Raw genomic sequence first — 12388 nt, forward strand, 5'->3', positions numbered from 1 at the left:
TCGTTAACCTGAAAAATGATTTATTTAGTTAACGAAATTATAAACGGTGGTTTACCAAAAGTAAAGAAGAATCTTGTTTTTTTAGTGTCCTTTTTTTAATAGGACAAGTAAGTTCTTTGAGGAGAGGAAAGGAGCGATTTCTTCCAACTCATCTGTTGAGAAGGGCAGTGCTTGAACAAGCCGGCAGATCGTTGCTTCTGTCAGAAAAGGCAGCAGTTCTTCGATTTCATCATAAGATAAGCGCTCTGAAGCGACAACGTTTGGCTGTTCCAGGGCGGTCAGCAGGAGCTCATCCAGATACGGTGCAGGTAAAAAGGGCAACAGTTCTTCAATCTCAGAAAAGCGAAAGTCAGGGGTTTCAAGCCAACCTTTGATTTCTCCCGCCAAAAAGCTGGGGGGTAAAAAGGGCGCCGCCTCTTCCCAAAAAGCCTTGGAATAGTGGTTGCCTTTCAGGAGCTCTTCTATTTGGGGCTTTTTCAAAAACGGCAAGAGTTCTTCCATGACATCTTCTGGGATATTCTCGGCGCCATTTAACAGGTGTTGTAAGTCGGCGCTGGTCAAATGAGGTGCTAGCCTAGGCAATAAGTCTAGGTCTAAAGAAGTTTCTTGAAACGGCTCTTCTTGAATCAATACCGACAATTCTTGCGGTTTGATCAGCGGAGCTAGTTCGGCGATTTCTTCTGGCTGTGCGGTTCCTGCTTGATAATGTTGAACCGCAGCTGCTGGCTTCCCTAACAGCTCATCGATGGATAAGTCTAAAATCGCTGCTAGCTGCGGCAATTTTTCAATGTCCGGCAGTGAGTTTCCCCGCTCCCAATTACTGACCGCCTGATAGCTGACAAGTAACTGGTCTGCCAAGTTGCTTTGGGTCAGATTTTTTTCTTTGCGTTTGGCAGCGATCTGCTGACCAATTTTTCTCATGTTGAATTCACTCATAAATGAATTCCCCCTTTCATGCTCTAAGTATAGTTTCTCAGAAGGTGGAAACGCAATCAAGCTGTGGTTGAGCAGGCGAATGCCGACTCAATCACAGCTTGAGTTTACGAATGGATGAGCTGAAGGAGGTGTTCACCAAACGCTTGTGTCGTTAAACAGACCGCTTCTGGCATCAACTGTGCGAAGTCGGCAGTGACGTGCTGACTTTGCAAGGCTTGTTCAATGGCTTGCGTCAGTATCGCAGCAGCTTCCGGCCAGTTCAAATGTTCTAATAGCATGCACGCCGATAGCAACAGGGAACAAGGATTGGCTTTGCCAAGTCCTGCGATATCCGGTGCCGTTCCGTGGGTAGCTTCAAAGATGGCTGCTCCGGTATCGTAGTTGATATTGGCGCCGGGGGCGATCCCGATGCCGCCGACTTGTGCAGCCAGTGCATCAGAGATGTAGTCGCCGTTTAAATTACAAGTGGCAATGACGTCGAATTTTTCTGGATACAAAAGGATCTGCTGTAAAAAGTTGTCGGCGATCACGTCGTTAACAACGATTTTCCCAGCCGCTTTTGCCGAGGCAAGGGCGGCTTCGGCTGCCTTTGAGCCGTTTTCTGCTTTGATTTTGTTGTATTGATTCATTGTAAAACACTGGGCGGCATACGTGGTCTCTGCAAGCTGATAGCCCCAGTTTTTAAAGCCGCCTTCTGTAAATTTCATGATATTACCTTTATGCACCAGTGTCACCGTGGGACGCTTTTGAGCGATCGCATACTCAATGGCAGCAGCGATCAAGCGCTGACTGCCTTCTAAAGAGATCGGCTTGATGCCAATAGCGGCAGTTTTAGGAAAACGAATCGCCTTGACGGCAAAGTCTGCTTGCAGTGTCTGGATCAAACGCTGTGTTGCGTCGTCGTCTTTGGCAAATTCGATGCCAGCATAAACATCTTCAGTATTTTCTCGAAAGATCACCATATCGGTTTTTTCTGGCTGTTTTAAAGGCGAAGGGACTCCTGTAAAATAGCGAACAGGTCTGACACAGGCATAAAGATCTAGCGTTTGCCGCAAGGTGACATTCAAGGAGCGAAAGCCTTCGCCAATTGGGGTAGTCAACGGTCCTTTTAAGGCGTATTGCTGGGCTTTGATCGTATCGATGGTTGCTTGCGGCAGCCATTCCCCCGTCTGTTCAAAGGCGGCTTCTCCAGCTAAAACTTCTAGCCATTCGATGTGGCGCTGATTTTCATAGGCTTTATTCACAGCTGCATCAATCACAGGTTGCGCAGCCTGCCAAATCTCGGCACCAATGCCGTCTCCTGCAATGTAAGGAATGGTGATCGTCGTTGCTTGATGGGTTGTTTGGTTAGGCATGGGCAGTTCCTCCTAATTCAGCTTTTTTTCGAATGACCATCGGTAAAATTCCTTGATGCTTCCAATAGCGAATATCTGCAGGGGCATCAAAACGCAGGCGGGTCATAAAGGAGACCGTCCCTCCGTCGATCCGTTGCGCAGTGACTTCGATCAGCTGCTTGACCACTGGCTCTTCTGGCAAAGCGATCGAGAATGTTTCGCTGCCGTCCAAATCAAACGATGCGGCACTTTCACCAGCAAGATATTCAAGCGGAATGATCCCCATCATGACCAAGTTGCTGCGATGGATTCGTTCGAAGCTTTCTGCTAAGACGACTTTAACGCCTAACAATTGTGTTCCTTTGGCGGCCCAGTCGCGAGAAGAACCCATGCCATAATCTTTACCGGCTAAAATGATACAGCTTTGGCCGGCTTTTTGGTAATTCATAGCGGCGTCAAATATCGACAAGGTTTCCCCAGTTGGAAAATAATGCGTGACACTGCCAGTACTGCCAGGAACCAGCTGGTTTTGCAGACGGATGTTGCCGAAAGTCCCCCGCATCATAATCTGATGATTGCCGCGCCGCGAACCAAAGGAATTGAATTCACGATACGGAACCTCTTTTTCTTGTAAAAATTTTCCAGCTGCAGAATCCATACTGATGCTGCCAGCAGGAGAAATATGGTCAGTGGTGACCGAATCACCCAATTTTGCCAAGACTTTCAGATCGGCTAAGACATCTGGTTTAGGCAATTCTTTGGTCAATGTTTCAAAGTAGGGTGGATGAGCAATGTAAGTGGAATGTTCCTCCCATTCATAACATGCGCTCGTGGTGGTTTCGATCGCATTCCAGCGTTCATTGGCATCAAAAAGATGCTCATAGGCAGCGCGAAATGCTTCTGGTCCGACGTATTCTTGAACGTAAGCATTGACTTCTTCATTGCTAGGCCAAATATCAGACAAATACACCGGCTCATCATTGACGATAGCTAATGGTTCTTTTGTCAGATCTTTGCGAATGCTGCCAGCAATCGCATAGGCAACTACTAACGGCGGTGAAGCCAAATAATTGGCTTTGATCTGTGGATGGATTCTTCCTTCAAAATTCCGATTGCCTGACAGAACCGATGCTACCAATAGATTTTCTGCCTCAATTGCTTCAGCGACCGGCGCTTCTAAAGGACCGGAATTTCCGATACAGGTAGTACAACCGTAGCCCACTAAATAAAAGCCGAGTTGCTCTAAATACGGCAATAAACCACTGTTTTGCAAATAGGTGGTCACGATCTGGGAGCCAGGTGCAAGGGAGGTTTTGACCGTACGCGGAACAGTCAGACCTTTTTCAACGGCCTTTTTGGCCAATAAGCCTGCAGAGAGCATGACGAAAGGATTGCTAGTATTCGTACAGCTAGTGATTGCCGCCAAAACGATATCGCCGGTCGCTAATTTGTCAGGTGCAGCATCTGGCCAAGTAACGGTGGCTTCTTTTTGCCATTCATCCTCCGAAAGACCAAAGCCCTTAGGACCAACGGCTGCCGTGACAGATTGCTCAAAATCATGATGGACCGCCGGAAGCAAAATCCGATCTTGCGGGCGTTTGGGGCCCGCTAATGCCGGCTGAACTTCTGCTAGATCAATGGTGATCGTCTTAGTATAGGTCGGCACGGTCGTTTCATCATAAAAGAAATGGTTGGCTTTGGCGTAAGCGGCAACGAGTTCGATCAGCTTGGTGGAGCGACCGGTCGTTGCTAAGTAGTTCAAGGTCTCTTGATCGATCGGACAAAAGCCGCAAGTCGCACCATATTCGGGAGCCATGTTTGCTAGCGTTGCTCGATCAGCTAAACTTAAATGACGATAGCCAGGACCAAAATATTCGACAAATTTTCCAACCACTTTTTCGATTCGCAGCACTTCAGTTACTTTTAGTGCTAAATCGGTAGCGGTGGTACCTGCAGGCATCTCGTTGATAAACTTCACTCCAATGACTTCAGGTGTAGGGAAGAAAGAAGGCTCGCCAAGAATCGCAGCTTCCGCTTCAATACCGCCAACCCCCCAACCGAGAACCCCCAGACCATTGATCATCGTGGTGTGAGAATCGGTTCCTTGCAATGTATCAGGAAACAGCAGACGTTGATCTTCGTGTGTTTTTTGCAAGATCACATCAGACAATGATTCGATGTTGACTTGATGAATGATCCCTGTTTCAGGCGGAACGACTTCGAAATTGTCGAAAGAACCTTGCGCCCATTTCAAGAATTGATAGCGTTCTGCGTTGCGTTCAAATTCCCGCTCCGTATTAAAAGCGATCGCCCCAGGCTTACCAGCTTGATCGACTTGCACAGAGTGGTCGACGACGAGTGTGACGGGGATCTCAGGATTGATGTCTTCTGCGGCACCGCCTAAAGCGACCATCGCATCCCGCATGGCAGCCAAATCAACGACTGCCGGTACCCCAGTAAAGTCTTGCAAGACGACCCGCTCTGGTTTGAATGGCACGACGCCAGTAGGGCTTTCTGCCTGCCAATTCGCTAAAAATGGTAAATAATCCTCTGTAATTTCCTCGTCTTGATGACGAGCAACACTTTCCAATAAAACTCGAATGGAGTAGGGCAAGCGAGATAAATCAGCCCCTAAGTCTTGGGTGATTTTCGCTAAGTCAATATACGTGTATTGGGTGTCATTGACGGTTAATTGAGTTTGCCACTTCATAAGAATCCTCCTTTTACGAAGATAATCGTACTTATTAGGAATAATTATACGTTGATAATTTAAAAAATCAATTAAATTTATGAAAAATATTTCATTTTCTCGACATCATGCTATAATGTGTGAAAGTTTGTTAAAAAGCAGCGATTCTTTCGGATGGTTATTTTAACGATGTTTGTATACGGTTAAATAACATTGAAGTAGCTGGTTCGGAGAAAGATTGGAGGTAACATCACCGTGGAAAGATTAGAAAAGAAAGAGAAAATGGCATATCTGGCATCGCAATGTGAGAAATACAATTTGATCGATGTGAATCTTTATTCAGAATATGATGTTAAGCGTGGTCTAAGGGATTTGAATGGAACTGGTGTATTAGCTGGATTAACGACAATCTCGACTATTTATCCAGAAAAAATCATTGCCGGGAAGCCGATCGAGGCTTGTGGCGAACTGCGTTATCGCGGAATTGACATCAACGAGTTAGTTGCAGGCTTCGTCAATGAAAAACGCTTTGGCTTTGAAGAAGTTGCATATTTATTACTTTTTGGCGAACTGCCAAATAAAACAGATCTTGCGGCGTTTCATTGCCTATTAGCAGAAAAACGTACTTTGCCGACCAATTTTGTTCGTGACGTCATTATGAAAGCACCTTCTTCTGATATCATGAATAGTTTATCTCGCAGTATCTTGACACTGGCAAGTTATGATCCACAAGCAGATGACATCAGCATTGAAAATGTATTGGAACAAAGTCTGATGCTGATCAGTGTCTTTCCGCTCTTGGCAATCTACGGTTATCATGCCTACAATCATTACAATCAAGGGGAGAGTATGTATATCCACCGCCCGACCGAAGAGTTGAGTACAGCTGAAACGATTTTGACTATGCTGCGCCCAACGAAAGAATATAGCTTCCAAGAAGCCCAAACATTGGATATGGCACTCGTTTTGCATATGGAACATGGCGGCGGGAATAATTCGACCTTTACGACACGAGTGGTTACCTCCAGTGGGACGGATACCTATTCAACGATTGCCGCAGCACTAGGTTCTTTGAAAGGACCTAAACACGGTGGTGCCAATATCAAAGTGACAGAAATGATGGGGGATTTGAAGCGCAACGTTGCTGACCTTACCGATGAACAGGCGATCCGCAGCTATTTGGAAGCAGTCTTAGATAAAGAGGCGTTTGACCGTAAAGGCTTGATTTATGGCATGGGCCACGCGGTATATAGCGACAACGACCCCCGTGCGGCGATTTTTAAGAATTATGTGGCAAAACTGGCGCAAGAAAAAGGATCAGAAGCTTGGCAAGAATATCAATTGTATACGATGGTGGAACGTATTGCTCCTCAAGTCATCAATGAAAAGCGCAAAATCTACAAAGGAGTCAGTGCCAATATCGACTTTTTCAGCGGGTTTGTTTATAACATGTTGGATCTACCAGAAGAACTGTATACACCAATGTTTGCTATTGCACGGATCGTCGGTTGGTCCGCCCATCGGATCGAAGAGCTGGTCAACGCACAAAAAATCATGCGCCCCGCCTATAAAGAAGTGTCCAGCGATCGCGAATATATCGATATTGAATCAAGGTAGATCAAAACAGCAGGGAGGACGCTCGCTGCTGTTTTTCATAGGAAAAGCACTTTTTACATAAATAAAGCAGGTTTTTGGCGTATTTTTTATAGAAGAAAAGAGAATAAAATGCTAGATTTGGTGAAGGAAATTGTTATAAACGTCACTATATCAGTGTTTTCCTTTTTTTCACACAGAGATGCAAAAAATGATTATAAAATTAGGTGCTTTTTAGGTATGATAGAAGGTGTGACAAAGGAGGATGACTTATTTAATGAAAATGAAAAAATGGATGGCAATCTCTGTCATTTCCAGTCAATTGTTGACCCTGTTGCCGGTTTCTGCTGCGGCTTCTGCTGTGAGTCGTGAATCAAATGTTGATCAAACGAGTGCATTGATGTCTGTGTCAAGTGAAGACGGAGGAGCAACTACAGAAGCATCGACCGGAGAGTCTGACGTGCCAAGAACGCCAGCTGAAAATGATGAAGCTGTTCCGGCACAACCAGCACCGACGCCGGAACCCGAGCCCAGCCCGGAGCCAACACCAGAACCTGAGCCGAGTCCGGAACCAACACCGGAACCTGAGCCAAGTCCAGAACCGTCAGAACCAACTGAGCCTGCTCCGGAACCGACACCAGAACCCGAGCCTACGCCAATTCCGGCACCGGCACCGGAGGAACAAGATCCAGAGGGGGAACCAAGTCAACCGACAAAACCAGAAACGAACCCGAGCCAGCCAACGCCTGAGATCAAGGAAGTGCCCAATGTACCTGAATTGACAATCACAACACCTCAGACTGGTGGCACGTCAAAATTTGAAGTCACCCCAGTCAAAGAAACATGGGACTTTATTATGGAGATTGGTGAGGATGCCCGTAAAGTCGGCTTAGAAGAAGATCTTTACGCATCTGTGATGATTGCCCAAGCAATCTTAGAATCCGGTAGTGGGCAAAGTCAGTTGAGTCAGGAGCCGTTCTATAATCTTTTTGGGATCAAAGGACTATATGAAGGAAATGGGGTTTCTTTCCCAACACAAGAAGACGATGGAAACGGCAATTTGTACACCATCCGTTCGACCTTCCGTCAGTATGACAGCATCGAATCTTCTTTAAAAGATTATGCGAAATTGTTGAAAGAAGGATTGGCTCACAATCCGAATTTTTATAAAGGCGCTTGGAAGTCAGAAACCGAAACCTATGAAGATGCCACGGAATATTTGACGGGACGGTATGCATCAGATACGCAATACAATGAAAAATTGAACGCTTTGATCGAAGCTTATGCGTTGACGAGTTATGACAAAGAGAAAGCAGAGTTGCCAACGGGTAATGAAAAAATGATTTATCCGGTTAGTGATCCGGTCATCTCATCAATGTTTGGTCCACGGGGTAGCGGGTTCCATCGTGGGGTCGACTTTGCAGCACCTCAAGGAACCCCGATCATGGCTAGTCTTTCAGGAACGGTGATTCGCTCAGAATATCATGCTTCCTGGGGGAATTATGTAGCGATCGAACATCAAAATGGCTTGACGACACTGTATGCTCACAATCACCGCAATTTAGTAGAGGTTGGGCAGACGGTGGAACAAGGCGAAGTGATTGCTTCCATGGGAAGTACGGGGAACAGTACAGGTCCTCACTTGCATTTTGAAGTTAGTCTTTCACCTAGTTTAGCCCGGCATCAACTGATTGATCCATTAGATGCCTTGTCAAAATAACAAAGAAAAAAGGAGAGCAGTGTAGCTGCTTTCTTTTTTTTGTCAAGAAAAACGAATCATTTCAAGAAAATTATGCTTTGAGATTTTTTTAGCGCATTCATTTTATTTCGCATGATAAATTTATTCCGAAAACAAGTGTTTTTCTTTGTAAAAAAAACAAAAAGAATTTATGCTAGAAAGGTAGGGAAAAAAATTCCCAAGAGGAATGTCCACTTTAGACAAGGTCGTGTATGCGACTTTGCGATGTCTCTAGTATCCTTTCTTATTTAACCAAGGAGTGTGAAAAATGACTGACGATCAGCAAACAACGAATGTGTCTAATGAAGCAGCGCAAGCAAGTCCACTGTCCTTTGAAGAGAAAGTCATTGAAACAATTGTTGGTGTCGCTTTGCAGTCAATTGATGGCTTGATTAGTGTAAATGGCAGATTTCTTTCAGATATGACCGAAAACCTTGAAGAACAGCCGCAAGTCGCGTCTGGTATTGATGTGGAAGTTGGCAAAGAAGAGGTTGCAGTTGATTTGGAAGTAATCGTGGCTTACGGCAAAGATATCCCCAAACTCTTTGCGCAAGTCCAAGAAGTGGTCTTAGAAGAAATTAGCCGCTTGACTTCTTTGAAAGTCAAAGAGATCAATATTCGAATCGCCGATATCGTCAAACAGGAAACGATCCATCAAATCGAAGGTTGAGCACCAGACAAAAAATCGAAGTACATCAAAGAGAAAGGAAGAATGAACAAATGATATCACTATATACAACACCCAGCTGTACGTCATGTCGTAAAGCCCGTGCATGGTTGACCGAAAATGAACTACCATTTAAAGAGAGAAACATTTTTAGCGATCCATTAAATAGTGATGAACTAATGGAGATTCTTTCTTTAACGAAAAATGGAACGGAAGACATTATATCTACTCGTTCGAAAGTGTACCAAAAGTTAGACATTGATTTAGAAGAGTTGAAGCTAGAAGAGCTGCTTTCATTGATCGAAAAATACCCGAACTTATTGAAACGACCAATTATATTAGATGAGAACAAACTCCAAGTGGGGTACAATGAAGAAGATATTCGTAAATTCGTGCCACGAAGCTTACGAAAGATCATTTTCAAACGACGCCAAACAGAGCTGCTCATGTTTAATTATCGCCAAAAGCAAGAAGAAGGCGAATCTGTTGCGAACTTTATCTAATAAAATAATAGGAACAAAACCGGCAAATGAATACAGCGATGTATCATTGTCGGTTTTTTAGTATTTTTTCAAGGGTCTTCTTAAGAGGATCCGTAAATCCGTTGATTCCAAAAAAAAAACACGATTCCAAAAAGGAATCGTGTCGGTTGAAATCTTAAAGTTTTTGGTTGTAGAATTCAACGACTAGTGCTTCGTCAACTTCTGCAGACAATTCATCACGCTCAGGTAAACGAGTTAATGAACCTTCTAATTTTTCGCTATCAAAGCTTACAAATGACGCGCGGCCAGCTGTTGCTTCAACTGCTTCTTTGATTGTTGAGATGTTTTGTGATTTTTCACGAACGCTGATGACTTGTCCAACTTCAACGTGGTATGAAGGGATATCAACGCGTTTGCCATCAACTAAAACGTGACCGTGGTTTACTAATTGACGTGCTTGACGACGAGTAGTTGCTAAACCTAGACGGTAAACAACGTTATCTAAGCGTTGTTCTAACAAGATCATGAAGTTAACACCGTGTTTACCTTCTTTGATTTTGCTTGCTTTGATAAACAATGTACGGAATTGACGTTCGTTCATGCCATACATATGACGCAATTTTTGTTTCTCAGTTAATTGCATGCCGTATTCTGATTTTTTGCCACGGCTGTTTGGTCCGTGTTGACCTGGAGCGTAAGGGCGACGTGCCAATTCTTTTCCAGTTTCTGATAAAGAAATTCCTAAACGACGAGAAATTTTCCATGATGGTCCTGTATAACGAGACATAATTTAGTTCCTCCAATAAAATAGTTTGGAGTAAAATAATCCGTTGAAAAACTCACATTCGTGCAGTTCGTTCTTCAATCTTCACCTTTGCAGCCGCGGTTACGCAATTGCACCCGAGGGGCAACGAACTGGTGACGAGCTGTTATTTTCCTGCTGCATTATTTTACACAAGGAATAGTATACGACAAACTAGGGGCAAAAGTCAAGATGGAACTGACTTTGGATTTGATGAAAACAAATCTTGAAATTTTTCATTAATTACTTATATTTTCAAATATCTCTTTACAAAACAGCTTTTCGTCATTAGAATATGAAAGTATTGTGCAAATGATAACGAAGTGAAATTATTCATAAAAGGAGTAGAAAAAATGAATCCAGTATCCCCATTATTTGAGAAGATCGATTCTTCCATAGAAAAGAAAATCGATCTGATCAAGAGTAGTTATTTGCGTTACGCTGTACGTGCGATGATGGCTTGTTTATTCTTGACCCTCGGAACAGCTATTGCTTTTGCGATCGCTATGAAAGGTGAATCGATGGTTCACGGGTTAGGAAAAATTTTGTATGCATTTATGTTTAGCTGGTCTTTAGTCATGATTCTTTATATGAACGCAGAATTAGGAACATCGAATATGTTATATATGACTGTTGGGGTTTACCGGAAACGTCTAAGTATTCCTTTGGCATTGAAAATTTTGTTTACGTGCGTCTTATTCAACTTGATCGGCGGCGTGATCTTTGGCTCGATCGTTGCGCTGACAGGTCCGTTCCAAGGACTGACAGCAGATAACTTTATGCTGACCTCGATCACTGCGAAATTAGAAAAATCCACTATCCAAATTTTAGTAGAAGCGATGTTTGCTAATATCGTAGTAAACACAGCCGTGTTAGTAAGTATGCGGATGAAAGATGACGCCGGAAAAATAGCGGCCATCATTTTCATCATCTTCATCTTTGCTTTCTTAGGCTTTGAACACGTTATTGCTAACTTCCCAGCATTTACTTTAGCTTTCTGGGCTTCAGGCGGACACTTGGCAGGTATGACTGTCGGCAGTGTGATCCATAATTTAGTCTTTGCCTTTATCGGCAACTATATCGGCGGTGGCTTGGTCATGGGGCTGGGTTACGCATGGTTGAACAACTCAAAATCGACCTATGTCGACTAATCATAATCAAGGAAAAGAAGCAGCGATGCTTCTTTTTTTCTTTTCTCTAACATTTCTCCAGGAAGAAGCTATCATCCCTTAACGGAGCGTTGAAATCAGCGCCTATTTGTGTTAAGAATAAGTATGTACGGTTTTTCTTGCTGTTTTTTGTAAAAATGACCGCAACCAAGACCAAAATCTTAGTTACTTCTTAATAGAAAGCGAGCCTTAACCTTTTATGAATCGGAAATTCTTTGCCTTTGATATTGATGGAACCTTGCTTGACTCGAACAAACAGCCACTAGACAGTACGCTAAAAGCCCTTGATCTTTTACGAGATGCTGGCCATTTCGTGACCGTTGCCACTGGGCGCAGTCGTTTCCACGCCCAAGATATTATTCGTTCGTTGTCCTTTGATAATTACATTTTATGTAATGGGGCAGCTGCTTTTCTTTCGCATCAGCAGGTATATAAAAACTTACTCGATGAAACGCAATTGGCTGCTTTCGTGGCAGAAGCCCAAGAGCTTGGGATCGACACGGCATTTGTCGGGATGGATACAGCGAAACGAGCGTCTTCGTTGGATATTGCTAAAATGGAAGCAGCGATGCATTCCTTTGGTGCCCAACTTCCTGAGTTGGACATGGATTTTCCCGAAGAAAAAGAAGTCTATCAAGCATTGGCTTTTTACGGAAAAGAGTATGAGCATTTCTTTGACGAGAAATACAGCAAACTGCGTTTTGTGCGTTGGCATGAAAACAGTGTGGATGTCGTTCCAAAAGAAGGCTCCAAAGCAGCAACGATCCTGTGTGTCGCGGAACAATTAGGGATAGCGCAAGAAGATGTGATCTGCTTTGGTGATGGCCAAAACGATCGTGAGATGCTGACCGCCGCAGGTGTCGGTGTGGCCATGGGCAATGCGGTCTCTGAGATCCAACAAGTCGCAGATATGGTGACCGCTAGCAATGATGAAGATGGCATCTGGTTAGCCTTAAAAGAATTACAACTGATTTAAAA

10 protein-coding genes are annotated in these 12388 nt (G+C 44.0%); 6 read left to right on the top strand and 4 right to left on the bottom strand.

The features are described 5' to 3' along the window. Window positions 1-81: 81 nt before the first annotated feature. The 3 genes from ENLAB_RS10845 to acnA all read right to left on the bottom strand — a co-directional run bounded on the left by ENLAB_RS10845 (window position 82) and on the right by acnA (window position 4980). Window positions 82-936 (bottom strand): helix-turn-helix domain-containing protein, encoded by an 855-nt coding sequence (locus ENLAB_RS10845; protein ID WP_244351084.1) that lies wholly within the window; start codon window positions 934-936, stop codon window positions 82-84. A gap of 104 nt (window positions 937-1040) precedes the next feature. Continuing rightward, window positions 1041-2291 (bottom strand): NADP-dependent isocitrate dehydrogenase, encoded by a 1251-nt coding sequence (gene icd / locus ENLAB_RS10850; protein ID WP_223079584.1) that lies wholly within the window; start codon window positions 2289-2291, stop codon window positions 1041-1043. After that, complete coding sequence (acnA, locus tag ENLAB_RS10855; RefSeq protein ID WP_244351088.1) at window positions 2284-4980, bottom strand: aconitate hydratase AcnA; 2697 nt, start codon at window positions 4978-4980, stop codon at window positions 2284-2286. The genes icd and acnA overlap by 8 nt, the downstream gene beginning before the upstream one ends. Window positions 4981-5214: 234 nt before the next feature. Between acnA and ENLAB_RS10860 the strand changes: the two genes are divergently transcribed. The 4 genes from ENLAB_RS10860 to spx all read left to right on the top strand — a co-directional run bounded on the left by ENLAB_RS10860 (window position 5215) and on the right by spx (window position 9460). After that, window positions 5215-6576, top strand: a complete 1362-nt coding sequence (locus ENLAB_RS10860; protein WP_185932301.1) for a citrate/2-methylcitrate synthase — start codon at window positions 5215-5217, stop codon at window positions 6574-6576. 253 nt (window positions 6577-6829) lie between these two features. After that, window positions 6830-8272: a peptidoglycan DD-metalloendopeptidase family protein gene (locus ENLAB_RS10865; RefSeq protein WP_200125825.1), complete on the top strand. Its 1443-nt coding sequence runs from the start codon at window positions 6830-6832 to the stop codon at window positions 8270-8272. Window positions 8273-8558: 286 nt separating this feature from the next. Beyond that, window positions 8559-8960 (top strand): Asp23/Gls24 family envelope stress response protein, encoded by a 402-nt coding sequence (locus ENLAB_RS10870; protein ID WP_200125827.1) that lies wholly within the window; start codon window positions 8559-8561, stop codon window positions 8958-8960. Window positions 8961-9010: 50 nt separating this feature from the next. Then, window positions 9011-9460, top strand: coding sequence for a transcriptional regulator Spx (gene spx, locus ENLAB_RS10875; RefSeq protein WP_200125828.1), 450 nt, complete (start codon window positions 9011-9013; stop codon window positions 9458-9460). Between the two features lie 154 nt (window positions 9461-9614). Here the strand turns inward: spx and rpsD are convergent, their stop codons facing one another. Then, on the bottom strand, window positions 9615-10226 hold the full coding sequence (rpsD, locus tag ENLAB_RS10880; RefSeq protein WP_005227158.1) for a 30S ribosomal protein S4: 612 nt from the start codon (window positions 10224-10226) through the stop codon (window positions 9615-9617). 368 nt (window positions 10227-10594) lie between these two features. Between rpsD and ENLAB_RS10885 the strand changes: the two genes are divergently transcribed. Further along, window positions 10595-11392: a formate/nitrite transporter family protein gene (locus tag ENLAB_RS10885; RefSeq protein ID WP_077453877.1), complete on the top strand. Its 798-nt coding sequence runs from the start codon at window positions 10595-10597 to the stop codon at window positions 11390-11392. A gap of 217 nt (window positions 11393-11609) precedes the next feature. Then, window positions 11610-12386 carry a Cof-type HAD-IIB family hydrolase gene (locus ENLAB_RS10890; protein ID WP_081118860.1) on the top strand — a complete coding sequence of 259 codons (777 nt, stop codon included), beginning with the start codon at window positions 11610-11612 and terminating at the stop codon, window positions 12384-12386. The last annotated feature ends 2 nt before the right edge of the window (window positions 12387-12388 follow it).

This window comes from Enterococcus innesii (genome assembly GCF_022846515.1).
GTDB lineage: Bacteria > Bacillota > Bacilli > Lactobacillales > Enterococcaceae > Enterococcus_D > Enterococcus_D innesii.

Coding starts and splice junctions, on each gene's coding strand:
- ENLAB_RS10890 (WP_081118860.1), top strand. CDS start 11,610: ATGAATCGGAAATTCTTTGCCTTTGATATTGATGGAACCTTGCTTGAC.
- ENLAB_RS10885 (WP_077453877.1), top strand. CDS start 10,595: ATGAATCCAGTATCCCCATTATTTGAGAAGATCGATTCTTCCATAGAA.
- icd (WP_223079584.1), bottom strand. CDS start 2,291: ATGCCTAACCAAACAACCCATCAAGCAACGACGATCACCATTCCTTAC.
- rpsD (WP_005227158.1), bottom strand. CDS start 10,226: ATGTCTCGTTATACAGGACCATCATGGAAAATTTCTCGTCGTTTAGGA.
- spx (WP_200125828.1), top strand. CDS start 9,011: ATGATATCACTATATACAACACCCAGCTGTACGTCATGTCGTAAAGCC.
- acnA (WP_244351088.1), bottom strand. CDS start 4,980: ATGAAGTGGCAAACTCAATTAACCGTCAATGACACCCAATACACGTAT.
- ENLAB_RS10870 (WP_200125827.1), top strand. CDS start 8,559: ATGACTGACGATCAGCAAACAACGAATGTGTCTAATGAAGCAGCGCAA.
- ENLAB_RS10845 (WP_244351084.1), bottom strand. CDS start 936: ATGAGTGAATTCAACATGAGAAAAATTGGTCAGCAGATCGCTGCCAAA.
- ENLAB_RS10865 (WP_200125825.1), top strand. CDS start 6,830: ATGAAAATGAAAAAATGGATGGCAATCTCTGTCATTTCCAGTCAATTG.